Annotated in this window: 15 protein-coding genes and 1 tRNA gene; all 16 read right to left on the bottom strand. The window is 44.6% G+C overall.

Going from position 1 to position 18,600, the window contains the following annotated elements:
• Positions 1-52: 52 nt before the first annotated feature.
• The 16 genes from BM377_RS11570 to BM377_RS11495 all read right to left on the bottom strand — a co-directional run bounded on the left by BM377_RS11570 (position 53) and on the right by BM377_RS11495 (position 18,588).
• Positions 53-724, bottom strand: coding sequence for a hypothetical protein (locus tag BM377_RS11570; RefSeq protein WP_092248404.1), 672 nt, complete (start codon positions 722-724; stop codon positions 53-55).
• A 126-nt stretch (positions 725-850) separates the two neighbouring features.
• Positions 851-1,762: a bifunctional riboflavin kinase/FAD synthetase gene (locus BM377_RS11565; RefSeq protein ID WP_092248401.1), complete on the bottom strand. Its 912-nt coding sequence runs from the start codon at positions 1,760-1,762 to the stop codon at positions 851-853.
• A 2-nt stretch (positions 1,763-1,764) separates the two neighbouring features.
• A complete protein-coding gene (gene truB / locus BM377_RS11560; RefSeq protein ID WP_092248398.1) occupies positions 1,765-2,721 on the bottom strand; it encodes a tRNA pseudouridine(55) synthase TruB in 957 nt (318 codons plus the stop codon).
• 58 nt (positions 2,722-2,779) lie between these two features.
• Positions 2,780-3,730: a DHH family phosphoesterase gene (locus BM377_RS11555; protein ID WP_092248395.1), complete on the bottom strand. Its 951-nt coding sequence runs from the start codon at positions 3,728-3,730 to the stop codon at positions 2,780-2,782.
• Positions 3,720-4,112 carry a 30S ribosome-binding factor RbfA gene (gene rbfA / locus BM377_RS11550; protein WP_092248392.1) on the bottom strand — a complete coding sequence of 131 codons (393 nt, stop codon included), beginning with the start codon at positions 4,110-4,112 and terminating at the stop codon, positions 3,720-3,722. The genes BM377_RS11555 and rbfA overlap by 11 nt, the downstream gene beginning before the upstream one ends.
• A 74-nt stretch (positions 4,113-4,186) precedes the next feature.
• A complete protein-coding gene (infB, locus tag BM377_RS11545) occupies positions 4,187-7,030 on the bottom strand; it encodes a translation initiation factor IF-2 (RefSeq protein ID WP_092248388.1) in 2,844 nt (947 codons plus the stop codon).
• Positions 7,017-7,364: a L7Ae/L30e/S12e/Gadd45 family ribosomal protein gene (locus tag BM377_RS11540; RefSeq protein ID WP_256372420.1), complete on the bottom strand. Its 348-nt coding sequence runs from the start codon at positions 7,362-7,364 to the stop codon at positions 7,017-7,019. The genes infB and BM377_RS11540 overlap by 14 nt, the downstream gene beginning before the upstream one ends.
• A 1-nt stretch (position 7,365) precedes the next feature.
• Positions 7,366-7,626 (bottom strand): RNase P modulator RnpM, encoded by a 261-nt coding sequence (rnpM, locus tag BM377_RS11535; protein ID WP_092248385.1) that lies wholly within the window; start codon positions 7,624-7,626, stop codon positions 7,366-7,368.
• A gap of 1 nt (position 7,627) precedes the next feature.
• Complete coding sequence (gene nusA / locus BM377_RS11530) at positions 7,628-8,815, bottom strand: transcription termination factor NusA (RefSeq protein WP_092248383.1); 1,188 nt, start codon at positions 8,813-8,815, stop codon at positions 7,628-7,630.
• 24 nt (positions 8,816-8,839) lie between these two features.
• Positions 8,840-9,304, bottom strand: coding sequence for a ribosome maturation factor RimP (rimP, locus tag BM377_RS11525; protein WP_092248381.1), 465 nt, complete (start codon positions 9,302-9,304; stop codon positions 8,840-8,842).
• 265 nt (positions 9,305-9,569) lie between these two features.
• A tRNA-Glu gene (locus BM377_RS11520) sits at positions 9,570-9,641 on the bottom strand.
• A gap of 149 nt (positions 9,642-9,790) precedes the next feature.
• On the bottom strand, positions 9,791-14,320 hold the full coding sequence (locus BM377_RS11515) for a PolC-type DNA polymerase III (RefSeq protein ID WP_092248378.1): 4,530 nt from the start codon (positions 14,318-14,320) through the stop codon (positions 9,791-9,793).
• Positions 14,321-14,349: 29 nt separating this feature from the next.
• A complete protein-coding gene (ispG, locus tag BM377_RS11510) occupies positions 14,350-15,408 on the bottom strand; it encodes a flavodoxin-dependent (E)-4-hydroxy-3-methylbut-2-enyl-diphosphate synthase (protein WP_092248375.1) in 1,059 nt (352 codons plus the stop codon).
• Positions 15,409-15,451: 43 nt separating this feature from the next.
• Positions 15,452-16,504 carry an RIP metalloprotease RseP gene (gene rseP / locus BM377_RS11505; RefSeq protein ID WP_092248372.1) on the bottom strand — a complete coding sequence of 351 codons (1,053 nt, stop codon included), beginning with the start codon at positions 16,502-16,504 and terminating at the stop codon, positions 15,452-15,454.
• A gap of 9 nt (positions 16,505-16,513) precedes the next feature.
• Complete coding sequence (locus BM377_RS11500; protein WP_092248369.1) at positions 16,514-17,665, bottom strand: 1-deoxy-D-xylulose-5-phosphate reductoisomerase; 1,152 nt, start codon at positions 17,663-17,665, stop codon at positions 16,514-16,516.
• A 101-nt stretch (positions 17,666-17,766) separates the two neighbouring features.
• The gene (locus tag BM377_RS11495; protein ID WP_092248365.1) at positions 17,767-18,588 is read right to left on the bottom strand and encodes a phosphatidate cytidylyltransferase; all 822 of its coding nucleotides are present in this window, start codon (positions 18,586-18,588) and stop codon (positions 17,767-17,769) included.
• Positions 18,589-18,600 lie beyond the last annotated feature (12 nt).

Raw genomic sequence — 18,600 nt, 5'->3', positions numbered from 1 at the left:
CTCCCAACAACTTACTAATTCTAGCATATAAATTCAAACGTGTAAAGAATATTCAAGCATTGCCCTTACCAGGTACAAAATTTATTAAATGGGATTTTTCATATGTGCTTTTCCATAAATTACTTACCTTTATAGCATCTCCTTTATAAGAAACCCTTGTACTTTCAGCCCCTGATGAATTTGTATATCCTGACCAACCGTTGAAATTAATATAGTCCTTAGGAACCAATCGTTTACCATCAGAGGAAACTACATATGTTTCATATGACCTACTACTATTTGCATAAATAACGCCATCCTTCATTGTAATTGGAAAATCTGACTCCAACTCGCCCACCATTTTTAGCGGTTTATTTTTTCCCTGTTCAGTATATACTTGTACATTATACGTCAAATTATCACGTCTATCTTCTTCCATCGCCCGAATCAAAACCGGTTTATCATATCCTTTAATATTAACAAGCGCATACCTTTGTCTAAATGTTATATATATATTTATAGCCTCATCAAAGGTAGTTACATACTGTCCTTTTTTATTGCGATCATATGTCCACTTTAAATCATAGGGGCCACTAACAAGGCTAGAATCGTTCTTCTCCATCTTATATTCAACTGTTTCGATTTTCTCGGCAGGTATCTCTCCAACAATTGCCGAAGCACCTGTAACTGCGAGCATCCCCATTGTTACAAGTCCAAAAATTATCTTTCGTCCTGTTTTTTTCATTATTTTCTCCTTTCCTTTTACAAAAAACACGTGTGGAAAAAACCACACGCATTTATCATATCACACATTACATATTTATGTCAAATTTGTTAAGTGAATCACATCTATTTCCATACAAAAAAACAGTCATGACTCATAAGAATTCTTTAGGTCCTGTTTGATCTGTGCCTTAAGGGCATCGATGCTATCAAACTTCATCTCAGGTCTAACGAAAGCTCCAAGCCTTACTTCAATGAATTTTCCGTAAACATCTTCGTCAAAATCATAGATATATGTCTCTACGCCAACCCTCTCTTTTTCTGAGATTGTAGGCTTTCTGCCGATGTTGGTCATTCCTTTATACTCAGCGCCGTCGATAACGACTATGCTGCTGTAAACTCCGTAAGGCGGAAGAAGCTTGTACATCTCGGGATGAATGTTTACCGTGGGAACTCCGATGGTTCTGCCTATGCGGTTACCCTGCTGTACCGTTCCGCTTACGCTGTACTTATCGCCAAGAAGCCTCTCTGTAAGAAGCATCTCCCCGTCGGCAACGGCGTTCCTGACTCTTGTTGAGCTTACTTCCTCTCCGTCGACCTGAACCTTATCGATGATGCAAAGCTCATAATCAAGCTCATCCTTAAGGCTCTCAAGAAGCGCGCTGTCGCCTTTTCCTTTGTCGCCAAAAGAAACATCCGATCCGGCAGCGATAAATTTTGCTCCAAGCTCTTTTACCAAAATACGTCTTACAAAGTCTTCGGGGTGCGTAGCTGCGGTTACTTCATTAAGTGGAAACTCAACCAGAATGTCTATTCCCAGCTTTTCAAAAGCCCTTCTCTTCTCATCACGTGTAAAAAGCTGAGGCATCTTTTTTCCCATAAAAAACTCTTCGGGCGACGGATCAAAGGTAAAGATAACGCTCTTAAGACCGTCCTTCTTTTTATCGACAATCCTTGATAAAAGCTCTCTGTGCCCAAGGTGTATGCCATCGAACTTACCTATCGCGATCGCCGTTTTGTCTTTTATATTAAATTCTTCGTGCTTACTGATTATTCGCATCATTAACCTTCATAGAAAAATTTCACAACGTCAAACTGTCTTGTTTTCTCGTTGTATTTGTATATACCAAAAAAGGTATCGTCCTCGGAATAAACTCTGACCGTGTCTTTATCAACAAACATACTCTCTTCAAATTCCGTGTCGTTAACGTCCGCGGGATCTTCGCTGAGGATGTTGTCCTTCCTGAAACTGTTGCCGTTTTCAAGAAGCTTTCTTGCACTGTCTTTGACATGGATCTTATCAAGGTCTCTGAAAATATACTCGGGGGACTTTATCTTCTCACCAAGCGTTCCTGCGTCTCTAAGTTCCTCAACCTGCGTGAGAGTGATCGCATCCTCAAGTCCGAATGCACCGACTTTGGTTCTTGTAAGATGCTGCATCGCCGCTCCGCATCCAAGTCTCTGACCGATATCGTGGCAAAGCGTTCTTATATATGTACCCTTGGAGCATTTAACTTCCATGGTAAAAAAGTGTTCTTTCTCAAGATGAGAATCATCCAGGATCATGATCGCGCCGATGTGTACATGGCGTGGTTTTCTCTCTACTTCGATTCCCTCTCTGGCAAGCTCATATAGCTTCTTACCGCCCTGTTTGATCGCAGAATACATAGGTGGGATCTGATCATAGTCTCCCACAAAAGCTCTTGCCGCTTCGTGAAGCTCTTCTCTTGTCACGTTAACTTCGCTTGTCTCAAGAACGTTACCCGACATATCCTGAGTATCCGTAACAACGCCCAGTCTGCACACTGCGATATATTCTTTATCGTGGTCTGTGAGCATCTCAACAAGCTTGGTACCCGTTCCGAGGCACACCACAAGAACCCCGACGGCATCGGGATCAAGAGTTCCGGTGTGGCCTATTTTCTTTTGCCTTAAAATTCCGCGAAGCTTGGCCACAACATCGTTGGACGTAAATCCGGGTTCCTTATATATATTTATGAGTCCGTTGTAATTATTCATACGCTCTTTCTTAAAAAGGTACCCAAATACTGACTATATGGGTACCCTTAAATTCGTTTTATGCTTCCATCTGGTGATGGATATACTTAACTATATTGTTGATAACATCATGACATGTGCCGTTGACTGTGCATCCTGCGGCTCTTGTATGTCCGCCGCCACCGAAAAGTCCGGCTATCTTGGCAACGTCAACCGCGCCGTTACTACGAAGACTAACCTTATATTCAAGCGGTGATATCTCATACATAAAGAGCGAGCAATCAACGCCGATAGTAAGAAGCATCTGGCTTACGATACCGTCAAGGTCATTGCTTGATGCCCCGTAAAAATCCATTGTTTGCTTGGAAATAACGGAAACAATACATCTTCCGTCAAGTACGAGCATGCTCTCAAGGAGCGCTCTTCCAAGTATCTGATTCTGAAGATATGTCTTTTCATAAAAGACATGATCGATAAGGCTTCCGAAATCAAAGCCGTAGGAAATAAGCTCAGCCGCAACCTTCATGGTCTTGGGTGAAGTGTTGGAATACTTGAAAACTCCGGTATCCGTAACCATTCCGGTGTAAATAGCCTTCGCAATTTCCGCATCGATCTTGTCTGTGTCTATAACGTCGTAAACAAGCTCGCATGCGCTGCTTGCCGTAGGAACGATGTAATTGACGTCACCCGTTCCCTCATTGCTCACATGATGATCGATATTAACCGTGTGCTTTGCATTGTCAAAAAACTTCTCGGCATCTCCCAGTCTTTCTTTGCCGCAATCAAGTGCGATAAATAAGTCAAAAGACTCTACATCCGTCGAAAAGTCGTTGTTAACAAGCTCAGCGTCTTTTATAAACATAAGCTCAGGAGGTATCTTCTCAAGAAAAACAGTCGCCTTTACATCGGGATAGTTCTTCTTAATATAAAGATACATCGAAAGACACGATCCCACACAGTCTCCGTCCGGACGAATATGTCCGCCTATTCCGACCGTGCGTACTTCGTTCATTAACTCATCAATCTTCATTCTCTTCTCCGCGGGCTCTTCTGGCCTCGTTATCCTTGGCAGCTATCTCATCAATCTTCTTTGACATATCGATTGCATACTCAATGGAGTCGTCCATGATGAATCTGATTTCGGGTGTATATCTCATGTTAAGCTCTTTTGCAAGTGTGCTGCGAACGTATCCCGCAGCACTCTTAAGTCCCTCCAAAGTACGCTCTCTGTCCTCGTCATTACCCATGACGGTAACCCATACTTTGCAGGTCTTAAGATCGGGAGCAACCTCGACATCCATAACGGATGTCATGGGGCTGATCCTGGGATCTTTACTGTAACGGATGGCCTCTGAGATAACCTTCATAACCTCTCCGTTTATTCTTTTATTCTTATTGCTGTTTTTTCTCATATATTATTCTTTCCGCGATATACGGATTGCATTGTGCCGGCACGGCAATCTTTGCCTTTTAGTCCCTATATCACTTATGTACGAGGAACCTCAACCATCTCGTATGCCTCTACCATATCACCTTCGTGAATCTGGTCGAATCCGTCAAATACAAGACCGCACTCGAAGCCTTCCTTAACTTCCTTGGCGTCATCCTTGAATCTCTTAAGGGAAGCAAGATCACCTTCGAAGATCTGCTCACCGTCTCTTGTGATCCTAACCTTGGAGTCTTTCTTGATAACACCGTCCTTAACGAAGGAACCTGCGATGTTACCAACCTTGGAAGCCTTGAAGATCTGACGAACTTCGGCATGTCCGGTAACTCTCTCCTCATAGATGGGAGCAAGCATACCCTTCATGGCAAACTCAATCTCCTCGATTGCCTGGTAAATAACCTTATAAAGCTTGATCTCAACGCCTTCGTGCTCTGCCATGCTCTTAGCTGTAGCATCGGGACGAACGTCGAAACCGATAATAACTGCGTTAGAAGCTGCGGCAAGAGTAACATCAGACTCTGTGATCGCACCAACACCGCCGTGAATAACCTTAACAACAACCTCTTCGTTGGAAAGCTTAAGAAGGCTCTGCTTGAGGGCCTCTACGCTACCCTGAACGTCGGCTTTGATAATGATGTTGAGTTCCTGAAGTCTTCCTTCCTCAATCTTGGAATAAAGATCGTCAAGCGACATCTTAGCCTTGGTCTCTTCGATAAGGTCTTTCTTATGCTGCTGGAGATAAGTGTTGGCATACTGCTTAGCCTGCTTATCTGTCTCATGTCCGAGGAATACCTCACCTGCGTTGGGAACATCGGAAAGTCCGAGGATCTCAACAGGCTGTGAAGGACGTGCTTCCTTAAGCTTGTTGCCCTTATCGTCAACCATCGCTCTAACCTTACCTGAGCTTGCGCCTGCAGAAATGAAGTCTCCGACATGGAGTGTACCCTTCTGAACAAGTACGTTTGCTACAGGACCACGACCCTTATCAAGTCTTGCCTCAAGGACAAGTCCTCTTGCCTCTCTGTCGGGGTTAGCCTTGAGCTCAAGGATATCTGCTGTAAGAATGATGGTCTCAAGAAGTGTCTCGATACCTTCACCTGACTTAGCGGATACGGGAACGAACTCTGTTGTTCCGCCCCAATCTGTAGAGATAAGGCCGTATTCGGTCATCTCCTGCTTAACCTTATCTATATTGGCATTGGGCTTATCAATCTTGTTAACCGCAACAATGATCTCAACCTCTGCAGCCTTGGCATGGTTGATAGCCTCGATTGTCTGAGGCATTACACCGTCATCGGCAGCAACTACAAGAACAGCGATATCTGTTGATGTAGCACCACGCATACGCATTGCTGTGAACGCTTCGTGACCGGGAGTATCAAGGAATGTGATCTTCTGGTCATTTACAGATACTGTATAAGCACCGATTCTCTGTGTGATACCGCCTGCCTCACGATCTGTAACGCTTGTCTTACGGATAGCGTCAAGAAGTGATGTCTTACCATGGTCAACGTGACCCATTACGCAGACAACAGGAGGTCTCTTCTTAAGTGTCTCGGGTGCATCCTCATCCTCTTTAAGGAGTTCTTCGATGATATCAACGGGAATCTCCTTCTCGCAGATGATGTCGTATTCGATAGCGATATTCTCAGCCTCTTCATAAGTAAGCTCTGTATTAACGGTAGAAACCTGTCCTGCCATAAAGAGCTTCTTGATGATAACTGAAGGCTGCATCTTCATCTTCTCGGCAAGTTCCTTAATAGAAACCTTCTCGGGAATAGAGATAACCTTGATCTGCTCTTCGGGTTCTTCAACCTTCTTAACCTCAGGCTTGATGAATCTGCCGACTCTCTTACTTCTCGGCATCATCTCTTCCTGCTCGTAAGCAAGATCCTTCTTGTTTCTCTTATCCTTCTCCTGACCGAGTCTTCTTCTTTCTTCGTCTCTGCGGCCCTGTCCTTCCTTAGCTGAAGGAGCATCTGCAAAGTTGCCTCTTCCGCCCTTGTCGAACTTGTTTCCGCCGCCGAACTTATTGTCATTTCTCTGACCGAACTTTCCGCCGTTCTGACCTGCTCCGCCGTTTCTGTTGTCGTCTCTGCGGAAGCCGCCGTTCTGGCCGCCCTGTCTGTTCTGGAAATTATTTCTGTCGCCTCTGGGTGCATTTCCCTGTGCGCCCTGACGATTATTTCTGTTGTCTCTGTTTCTGTCGGGAGCCTGTGTTCTCTCTCTTGAAACATCTCTGTTCTGAGGTGTTTCTTTTGCCACATTCTCCTTAACAGGTGCCTGCTTGGGTGCAGGTGCTGCAGGTGCTTCCTTCTTGGCAGGAGCGGGCTTAGCAGCGGGCTGAGTCTTGTTATATGCGTTATCATAGCTGTCAAGCTGTGAAGGCGCTGTCAAAGGCTTGATAGGATGATAAACATTCTGTGACTGAGCGAATGTTCCGCGTCTGTTGTTTCCGCCTCTGTCCTGTCTGTTGTCACGAGGTCTCTGGTTGCCGGAGTTTCCTCCCTGTCCGTTGAAGCCGCCCATCTTGGAATTACCTGCATTGGTAACCATGATGATCTTCTTCTTTTTCTTGGGAGCGTCCTCTGCAGATGCCTTGGCAGCTTCCGCATTAGATTCTTTTACTTCCTTCTCCACAGCCTTGGCCTCAGCAGCCTCCTTGGCAGGTTTAGCTTCCTTGGCAGGTTTAGCTTCTTTCTTGGGTGCCTCTGCGGTTGTCTTTTTGCCCTTAAAATGCTTTCTTATCTTATCAGCATCGGACTCTTCGATAGAACTGTTCGAACGCTTCGCCTCTATTCCATTCTCCTGAGCGTAGCTTATCAGCTCTTTTCCTTCGCATCCAAGCTCCACCGCAAGGTCAGATATCTTAATTTTTGCCATTCACATTTCCTCCAAACTGATCTTCTAAGAGTAAGTTCTTTAAAAGCGACTTCGCCAGCCCCTCGTCAGTGACTACCAGGCTTGTTCGAACACCCTTACCTATTGCGTGTCCCAGGCTCTCCTTGTCTCCAAAAAAAACAATGGGCACCTTATAATAACTACACTTATCAGCGAATTGCTTCTTGGTATTTTCGGAAGCGTCATCACTGACTATAACTACATGGGCTTTTTTAGCGCGAACAGCTTCAAGAACCGATAATTCGCCGCTCTTAAGCTTACCCGCTCTCATGCAAAGCCCCAACATGGAATAAACTTTTTTTGAATTAGAATCCAATTTACTCTCCAAACTCTTTACTTAACTTATCAAGTACATCTTCGGGAATCTGTGCCTTGAGTGAACGTTCAAGTCCTTTGTTCTTAAGTGCCATTTTAAAGCAATCAATGTTGTTGCAGATATAAGCACCTCTTCCGTTCGCTCTTCCTGTCGTATCGAGAAGGATCTCATCCTCGGGAGTCTTGATGACTCTTACGAGTTCTCTTTTATCCTTCATTTCGCCGCATCCGACACATTTTCTTGTTGGAATCTTTTTTTGCATCTTATTCCTCTACGTCGGCATCCTCAGAAGTCTCATCGATCTCTTCGATCTCCTCTTCCTCGTACTCGCCTTCATAATCCTCATCATCGTAATCTTCATCATCAAGATAGTCTTCCATACGGAATCCGGGAGCATCCTTAGCCTGAGTCTCGCTCTTGATGTCGATCTTATATCCTGTAAGTCTTGCTGCAAGACGAGCATTCTGTCCTTCCTTACCGATAGCAAGTGAAAGCTGATAATCGGGAACGACTACCTTGGCGCTCTTCTCATCGGGATCTGCGAATACCGCAACGATCTTAGCAGGTGAAAGAGCATTCTGTATAAGGTTACCGGGGTTCTCATCCCAGTTGATAACGTCGATTTTCTCGCCGTTAAGCTCATCAACGATAAGATTAACTCTTGCTCCGTTAACACCTACGCATGCACCAACGGCATCAACGTTGGGGTTGTGTGAGTAAACAGCGATCTTGGTACGGCTGCCTGCTTCTCTTGCAATGCTCTTGATCTCAACAGTTCCGTCCTGAATCTCGGCAACTTCCTGCTCGAAAAGTCTCTTAACGAGATCGGGATGTGTTCTTGAAACAAGGATTCTGGGTCCCTTGGAACCGTTCTTAACCTCAAGCACATACACTCTGATACGAGATGTAGGTCTGTAGAAGCCTGACTTAGCCTCAGCCTCAACCTGCTCGTTCTCATTGAGGATTGCATCTGCACGTCCGAGGTTGATGCTGATGTTCTTACCGATATATCTCTGAATGACACCTGTTACAATGTCATGCTCTTTTTCAAAATACTCGTTGTAGATCGCACCGCGCTCTTCCTCACGAATCTTCTGAAGGATAACGTTCTTCGCATTCTGAGTTGCGATACGTCCGAACTCCTTGGAGTTGAGTGATACGTTTACAACATCTCCAACCTTGCTCTTCTTGCTGATCTTCTTGGCATCATCAAGTGAAATCTCAAGCATGGGATCCATAACATCATCTGCAGTCTCAACAACCGTCTTCTCTGCATAGCACTTGAAATCACAGTTGTCTCTGTCAACTTCAACTTTGATGTTCTCAGCCTTTCCGAAATTGTTCTTGCAGGCTGTGATAAGTGAATTCTCGATCGCATCGAACAGAGAATCCTTGCTGATGTTCTTCTCCTTCTCCAAAAGGTCAAGGGCATCCATTAATTCTTTACTCATCGTAATCTCCTTTTTCCGCTCAGATTAAAAATCAAGAGCAAGCTTAATAACTGATATCTCTTTTCTTATAAAAGTCTCATCTTTGTCATTTATAGTTACGGTAACCGAAGTGTCATCAAAACTCTTAAGTGTACCGGCAAACTCCTTAACACCGTCTCTTGCCTTAAAAAGCTTGAGTTCTACGTCCATACCTATGCTGTTCTGAAAATGTCTGTCTTTCTTGAGCTGACGTCCGAGTCCGGGGCTGCTGACTTCCAAGGTATATGCCTCTTCTATAAAGTCATCAACGTCAAGCGCATCGGAAAGTGCTCTGTTAACATTGACGCAGTCGTTGATATCTACGCCGCCGTCCTTATCAATGTAACAGCGAAGGTACCACTCACCCGCTTCCTTGACATACTCCACATCGTAAATGCTGACGCCGTTTGCTTCAGCGATGGGAGTAAGAAGCTCTTCAGTCTTCTTCTCAATATCATTCTTACGTGCCATAAATACTCCTTTGTAAAATCCTATGCACACAAAAAGTGGACTCGCGAAAGTCCACTTCTGCGTAATATTATAACGTGTGATTGCTAATTTGTAAACAGTCTATTTATTAAGGTAAAAAAAATCCAGACTCTTATGAAGTCTGGTTTCGGGTTGGGCTGTTCTATTAACAGTCTGGGATACTGCACTAAACTCGAAAGGACCTCGTTAAGTGCATCCCCATGGCTCGCACTAGGTTCGATAGAACCTCACCAAGTGCTCTGCTCAGTACCTCGTAGCGGAATCGAACCGCTGATTCTGCCGTGAGAGGGCAGCGTCTTAACCGCTTGACCAACGAGGCTTACTTGCTTGTGTCAACCGCTGTATCGCGGCGACTTGTTTATATTATCTCATAGATAAAAATAATGCAAGTACTTTTTTTAAAATTTTTGGAAAAAATTTTAGAGGTGCTGCGGGACGGTATATACATTAATGATATACCGTCCAAACTCACGCCTTCATAAGATCAAAAATACTGATCTGATTCGAGTCGGGAATATCTCCCAAAAGTCCCATATCGGACATCTTATCGATGACTGTCTGCGGGCACTTGGTACGCTGTCTGAAGTCGTCCTTGGAAAGGAACGGGCCGTCTTTGGCGGCTTCCACGATCTGGTCTGCGGCCTTTTCACCCATGCCGTCGATACTTGTAAGCGAAGGCATGATCTTATCGCCGATAACCTGGAAATCCCTTGACTTAACCTTGAAGATATCGATAGGAAGGAATTCGATTCCTCTCTCGTACATCTCCTCAACAAGTCTCATATCTCCGTACTCTGCCTGCTGTGCATTGGTAAGCTCATCTTTTTTACTGTTATACTCTTTCATAATGGCATGAAGGTGATTCTCACCCTGGCACATGTGCTCATAGTTAAACGCCTTGGCTCTGATACTGAACCATGCGGCATAGAATGCCTGCGGTACATAAACCTTGAAATAAGCTATACGCCAAGCCATCATAACGTAAGCTGCGGCGTGAGCCTTGGGGAACATGTACTTGATCTTCTTACAAGACCAGATGTACCAATCCGGAACTCCCGCTGCGATCATGGCTTCTTCCATCTCAGGCTTAAGTCCTTTACCTTTACGTACAGACTCCATGGTCTTGAACGAAAGAGACTTATCCATGCCCTTCTGAATTAGATAGATCATGATATCGTCACGACAACAGATACAGGTATCGATGGTCGCCTTGCCCTCCTGAATAAGGGTCTGCGCATTACCAAGCCAAACGTCCGTACCATGTGAAAGACCTGAGATCCTGATAAGGTGGGACAATGATGTGGGCTTGGCATCGATAACCATCTGCATGGCAAAGTCGGTACCAAACTCGGGAAGACCGAGGCATCCGAGCTTCGTTCCGCCGAGCTGCTCGGGAGTAACGCCGAGCGCAGTCGTATTCATGAAAAGACTCATAACGTTCTTATCATCGAGCGGCACAAGCTTGGGATCTAGTCCCGTGCAATCCTGAAGGAATCTGATCATGGTCGGATCATCGTGTCCCAGAATATCGAGCTTAAGAAGGTTGTGGTCGATCGAGTGATAGTCGTAATGTGTCGTAATTGTAGCCGTTGTCATATCGTTGGCAGGATGCTGAACCGGGCAAAAAGAGTTGATATCCTCTCCCACGGGAAGAACAATGATTCCACCCGGGTGCTGACCGGTACCTCTTCTGATACCCGTACACCCCTGAACAATTCTGTTTATCTCACATTTTCTTTTGCTTAAGCCTATCTGGTCGTAGTATTTCTTTACGAAACCATAGGCCGTCTTATCGGCAAGCGAAGCGATGGTTCCGGCTCTGAAGGTCTGTCCGTAACCAAAGATAACTTCCGTATACTTATGAGCTTTAGACTGATACTCACCCGAGAAGTTAAGGTCGATATCAGGCTCCTTGTCTCCTTTAAATCCAAGGAAGGTCTCGAAAGGAATGTCAAAACCGTCCTTATTCATCATGGTTCCGCACTTGGGGCAGCGCTTATCGGGCATGTCGCAGCCTGAATTACCGCCGTATTTAAGGACCTCTTCCGAATCGAAATCACTGTATTTGCAGTGAGGGCACACGTAATGTGGGCTCAGCGAATTAACCTCGGTAATACCCGAAGTAAACGCAACGAACGACGATCCTACGGAACCTCTGGAACCTACCAGATATCCGTCCTCATTGGACTTCCAAACGAGCTTCTGCGCAATGATATACATAACGGCGAAACCGTTCTTGATAATGGAGTTAAGTTCTCTCTCAAGACGCTCCTGCACTATCTCGGGAAGATTATCTCCATATATCTCATGTGCCTTGTCGTAGCAGATCTTGGTAAGAATCTCATCACTGTTTTCGATGACAGGCGCGCACTTATCGGGACGAACGGGCGAGATACTGTCACACATATCAAGGATCTTACGTGTATTTTCTATTACGATCTCATTAGCCTTGTCTCCTCCGAGATAATCAAACTCAGCCATCATCTCATCGGTCGTTCTAAGATAAAGAGGTGACTCCTCCTCGTCATTCATACCTTTTCCGGCCATGATGATCGTACGGTAGATCTCATCCTCCGGATTAAGAAAATGCGCATCACAAGTGGCGACAACAGGTTTATTAAACTGTTCGCCGAGTCTTACTATCTCTTTATTTATCTCTCTGATGTCATCATCCGAGTTAATGTCTTCATATCTGTCGGATTCAACCATAAAGTGATTGTTTGCAACAGGCTGAATCTCAAGGTAGTCATAGAAATCGACAAGTCTTGCTATCTCTTCGGGCGGTCTTCCCTCTACAACAGCGCCGTAAAGCTCACCCGCGCAGCAGGCGCTTCCTATGATGAGTCCCTCTCTGTGCTTTAGCAGCTCACTCTTAGGTATAAGCGGGAATCTCCTGAAATAATCAACGTGAGATTCACTCACAAGGGTATAGAGATTGACCCTTCCCAGAGTATTCTTAGCAAGGATAATGCAGTGATTGGGACGAAGATGACGGATCATCTCCTTGGTGGGCTTGCCAAGAATATTTACATCGGTAAGTGTAACCGCCTTCTGCTCCTGAAGCATAGGTATGAACTTATTAAAAATAAGCGCGGTACACTCGGCATCATCAACCGCTCTGTGGTGATGACCAAGTACAACGTTAAGTGTCTTTGCAACCGCATCAAGCGTATGCTTTGCCTGAAGCGGGAAGAAATATCTTGAAAGCCAGAGCGTATCGACCGTTGTGTAATCAACATCGATATTAAGCTCTTTGCAGTTCTGATTGATAAAGCTGATATCAAAGCCTACGTTGTGTCCGACAAGAACGGCATCCTTACAGAACTCAACGAATTTAGGAATTATAACCTCTCTTGTAGGCGCATCGATGACCATGTCATCCGTGATGCTTGTAAGCTGTGTGATCCTAAACGGGATCGGCACCTCGGGATTTATAAACTCCGAGAATCTGTCAATAATCTCGCCGTTCACGATCTTAACCGCACCGATCTCAATTATCTTATTTTTAATAGGTGAAAAACCTGTCGTCTCAATATCAAATACGACAAAGGTCGTATTATCAAGCGGCTGTCCCTTGTCATTTACGACAATTTCTTTAAGGTCGTCAACAAGATAAGCCTCCACTCCGAGGATCAGTTTAAAGAAATCCTGTCTCTCGATAGGCGGCTCTCCCGCTTCTTTTCTTCTCTTTTTCTCATCGTCATAAAGAGACTCCCATACGTGGTTGGCATCCGTAAGCGCCTGAACAACGCCGTGGTCCGTGATCGCGATACCGGGCATTCCCCACTTGTAGGCCTGCTTAACGATATCTTTTACCTCGGAAACACCGTCCATATCGCTCATCTTGGTATGGCAGTGAAGCTCTACTCTCTTAACCTCAGCCCTGTCAACTCGCTTGGATGTAAAGTCCGGGATCTTCTTAACTCCCGCAACAGACTGAATCGAAAGCTCGTGGTCAAATTTATCTACGGCCGCGATTCCCTTAACCTTAACAAAGGCTCCGGGCTTGATGTCCTTGGTTATCTCGGGAACATCCTCGGTCTTAACGAACATCTTGACCGTGATGGAATCCGTAAAATCAGTAACGTCAAATATAAGAATACTCTTTTCGTTTCTGATATCTCTTTTGTCAAAAGCAGTGATCTTACCGTGAATAACAACTTCTCCGAGCTCTCCGACAAGATCTTCAAGTTTCATTGTCTCCTCGTCAAAGTCTCTTCCGAAAATAACATCAGGATTGTCGCTTCTCTTAAAGGCACCGAAGTCACCTTTTCTTCCGGCGAATTTACCTTTTCCGAAGCCGCCCGAAACAGGCACTTTGGAAGCTGAAACAGAACCTGCCGCAGCACCGGCACTCTTCTTTTCTTCCGGCTTCGCTGCTTCTTTTTCTTCCTTCTCTTTTTTCTTTTCCTCTGATTTAAGCTCAGCTTCTTCGAGCTTCTTGGCCATCTTGGCTGATTCTGCTGAGTAATCGGGTTCATCGTTGCTCTTTTCAACCTCGATAAATTCAGGCTGAATGTCCACGGAAAGTCCGCATCTTTCATTCATGATCTTATCAAGAATGCGAATAAGATCGGGCGCCTTCTTCCTGCTTACAACGCTGTCCTCAAGCTGCAGAGTAACGTTTCCTTCATCAGGGTACAAAAAAGAAGCCGAACGAAAAAGACTATACTCCATATGGTCATAGTCTTTAAGCTCAAGCTCAATGCTGTCCTTGTAAAGTTCTAACAGATTCTTAGGTGTGTACTGCGCAGACAAGCTAAACTTCTCGTAAATCTTGATGTTAACATCGTGACTTCCGAAAAGCTGCTTCTTGATACTCGTCTCACTCTTAATGATGTCTGACTTATCAATAAGATTGTTACTCGAAATATATATTCGTATGAAATCCTGCTTCCTTGTCGTGGACACCTTGGTAACTTCAGTTTGTTCCATTATCTCTTTGGTCTTGGCGTCCAGCTTAAGTGCAGGGAAAACCTCAAAAAACTTTTTTGACATACCCTAAAGCACCTCTCAAAAGAAGTGTATCACTTCCAATTGTCGAGCTCTTCTTTTAATACATTTAAAAGCTCGTCTTCTTTGACCTTCTTAACCACTTCCCCGTGTTTTATAAGAAGACCTTCGCCGGTTCCTCCGGCAATTCCGATATCAGCCTCTTTGGCTTCTCCGGGGCCGTTAACGGCGCATCCCATAACAGCCACTTTGATATTGAGATCGGGATAATTCTGAACAAGAGTCTCTGTCTTGTTGGCAAGGTCTATGAGATCTATCTTGGTTCTTCCGCATGTAGGGCAAGATACAACCTCAATACCGCCCTTTCTGATATCAAGGGTTCTAAGGATTGCCTTGGCTGTCTTGATCTCCTCGATCGGATCACCCGAAAGAGAAACTCTGATAGTATCTCCGATTCCTTCATTTAAGATGATTCCGAGTCCTACGGACGATTTGATATTACCGCCCCAGACTGTTCCGGCTTCGGTAATACCTACATGAAGAGGATATTTACACTTCTCTGCAAGTAGCTCGTGAGCTTTAACGCAGAGCATGACGTTTGATGACTTGATACTTACGACCATGTTGTCGTATCCGAGATCTTCTATGATGCCGATCTTATCAAGTGCACTCTCCACAAGACCCTGCGCTGTTACTCCGCCGTATTTTTCAACGAGATTTCTCTCAAGAGAACCGCTGTTAACACCGACTCTTATAGGTATATTTCTTTCTTTTGCACAGGAAACAACTGCAGCAATACGCTCCGTAGAACCGATGTTGCCGGGATTGATCCTGATCTTGTCGGCTCCGTTCTCCATAGCTGCGATAGCCATCTTATAATCAAAATGTATGTCCGCTACAAGCGGTATCGTAATCTGCTTCTTGATCTCTTTTACCGCGAGCGCAGCTTCCTGTGTAGGCACCGTGCATCTGATAATATCGCAGCCTGCAGCTTCAAGCCTCTTGATCTGCGCTACAGTAGCAGCAACATCCTCTGTGGGCGTATTGGTCATAGACTGTATCATGATCGGGTTACCGCCGCCGATAACCTTGTTTCCGATCTTAATAACCTTGGTATTGTCTCTGTACGTCATAAGTACTCCTTATCATGGAAGCGGCGTCATGCGCACTTCCAAATTACCTTGTAAACTTTGTAATATCATTAAACAGCACAAATATCATAAGTCCCATCAGCAGGATCATACCAAACATGTGCACATAGCCTTCCTTCTCGGGCGGAACAGGCTTACCGAAAATAACCTCTATAAACTGGAACACAAGTCTTCCTCCGTCAAGCGCAGGGAAGGGTAACAGGTTCATCACTCCGAGGTTGACTGACAACAAAACGGTAAGACCAAGCATTGTCAAAAGAACTGAAGAGATGCCGTAAGGCTTCGTCTCCTCGTAAACATCATCGACAATCTTTACCATTCCGACAGGTCCCGAAACGTCATCAGCCTTGAGCTTACCTTGAACAAGAAGCGCAAGACTTCTGTAAGTTGCCTTGAAATTATATCTCATTTCATACCAGGCATATTTAAGAGTCTGAATACCTTTTATGTTTTTAAACTCTCCCAGATATACGCCCATGTAATAACGATGATCTTTTTCGCTGAACTTAGGATAAAGAGTTGTACTGAACTGCTGTCCGTCTCTCTCATACACGATGTCCATGGGTGAGCCTTCCGCAAACTGAGAAATAAGAGTGACCTCTGCAGCCATATAAACTTTTTCACCGTCAACACTTATTATCTTATCTCCGGCTTGAAGTCCCGCCTCAACTGCGGCAGAATCCTCAGTAAACTTATCTATCACAGGGAAATCCCACACCGAAAAGCTGACAAGCACAACCGCAAGTATATATGCGATAATAAAGTTTGCGAATGGTCCGGCAAACAGTGTCGCTATTCTTCTCCATACGGGAGCATTCAAAAAAGATCTCTCATCATAGCTCTCTCTTTCCTCAGCGACAGGATCCATTCCGTCAAACACACACGCTCCGCCGATCGGAAGAAGTTTGATACTGTATAAAGTCTCTCCTTTTTGCTTTTTCCATATAGTCGGTCCCATTCCGACAAAGAATTCTTTAACTCTTATGCCGCCTGTCTTGGCTATGATATAGTGTCCGAATTCATGCGTTGTTACAAGTATTCCGAATATTATAAAAAAGATGATAATGCTGATTGCCATAATTTCCCCTTATATGTTGTATTTATTTCCCAGGAACTCATAGATATCCTTCTCTGCTTCAAGAATCTGTGAAACCGTGGGATTATCTATCTTGTTATGATGCTCCATAGCCTCCTGTATCATGTCATAGATCTCAAGATACTTGATATCGCCCTTTAAGAATCTCTTTACCGCCATCTCATTGGCCGCGTTAAATACAGTCGGCATACTGCCTCCGGCATAAGCCGAATCGAAAGCGAGCTTTAGTCCTCTAAACGTATCCGTGTCGGGCTTTTCAAATGTCAGACTGTAAAGTTCAAAAAGGTCAAGTCTCTTTTCACTCATAGGTCTTCTGTCAGGATAGAACAGAGCATACTGAATCGGAAGCTTCATATCGGGAACACCGAGCTGAGCAATAACCGCTCCGTCGCAGTACTGAACAGCACTGTGAACGATGCTCTGAGGATGTATCAAAACCTGAATATTATCGAGGCTTACATCGAAGAGCCATCTTGCTTCCATAACCTCAAGTCCCTTATTTACAAGCGTTGAAGAATCAATCGTAACCTTCGGGCCCATATCCCAGTTGGGGTGCTTAAGCGCATCCGCAGCCGTCATGTCCTTAAGTTCTTCTTTCTTCTTTCCTCTGAAAGGTCCGCCGCTGGCTGTGAGAAGGATCTTTTCAACCTTATCTTTAGGTTCACCGTTAAGTGACTGGAAGATCGCACTGTGCTCACTGTCAACGGGAAGGATCTTAACATTCTTTTCTTTTGCAAGAGGCATGATTATATGTCCCGCGCAAACAAGCGTCTCTTTATTGGCAAGTGCAATGTCCTTGCCGGATTCTATAGCGCGGATAGTCGGTCTGATTCCGATCATACCTACAACCGCCGTAAGAACGGTATCGGCTTCGGGAACCGCTACGATCTCCAAAAGCCCGTCCATACCGCTGTAAACTTTCGTATCCGTATCTTTGATCCTGTCGGCAAGATCTTTTGCCGCATTCTCATCAAACATGCAGGCATACTTAGGCTTAAACTCCCTAACCTGCTCCTCTACTTCTTCTACCTTCCTGTTGGCTGCAAGGCCGATGACCTTAAGCTCGGAAGAATTGTTTCTAACAACATCAAGTGTCTGTGTTCCGATAGAACCCGTGGAACCAAGTAAAACGATATTTCTCATTTCAACTCCTAATGCAATCTACCGGGAAATCCGATGGATTTTCCTATTATATAAAATCAGCACCGAAGTTTATTCTCCGGTGCAAAAAATTTTCTAAAGCCTTAAAAACGCCTTGTTAGAACCGCTGCCAAGAAATATATGCAAGGTATCACAAATATCACACTGTCAAAACGGTCCATAATTCCGCCATGTCCCGGAATCAGTTTGCCGTAATCTTTTATATTATGGTCTCTCTTAATACCGGAAGCCAATAGATCACCAAGCTGAGCAATGATGCTGCCCGCAAAAGTAATGATGGCCATAACCCAAATTACATCGACCTTATAATTCTCTCTTACGTAAATGATATAACCGATAAGCGCACCGACCAAAACACTTCCGATGATACCGCCTATCGCACCTTCTATAGTCTTCTTTGGCGAAAGAAGCGGTGCCAGCTTGTGCTTGCCGAATGCTCTTCCGGCGAAATATGCACATGTGTCGCAAACCCACGCTATGAAAGGAATCCAAGCAAGATATTTACCAAACGCACGTATTCTCAAAAGATATACGAACGACATATTAACGGGTGCATATACGAAACAGAAAAAAGTAGCTATGGCCTGTATAGACTTAAACTTGGGGAAGTTTACGACGTAACATACCATGATGAGGAAAAATGCAAACATCAGGGAAAAGATATAATATCTGTAGTCCCTAACAAGGATCATCTGAACGTAATGTACGATGATCGATGCGTATCCGCATAATTCCAATGCATTGAAATTCTTTCCTTCTTCATGTATGCCGAGTGCTCTTACCAGTTCATAAAAACTGATAAACGATACCGCAAACAGCACTCCCGCAAGCAGGTATCCTCCGGGAATAAGCACTCCCGCGAGAATAAGAAATATAAATATTCCGCTTATAACTCTAGTCTTCAACTCTTTTAACCA

The organism is Butyrivibrio sp. INlla21 (genome assembly GCF_900116875.1).
Lineage (GTDB): Bacteria > Bacillota > Clostridia > Lachnospirales > Lachnospiraceae > Butyrivibrio.
The sequence above is the reverse complement of the archived record's forward strand: the minus strand, read 5'-3'. Positions and strand labels throughout refer to the sequence as shown.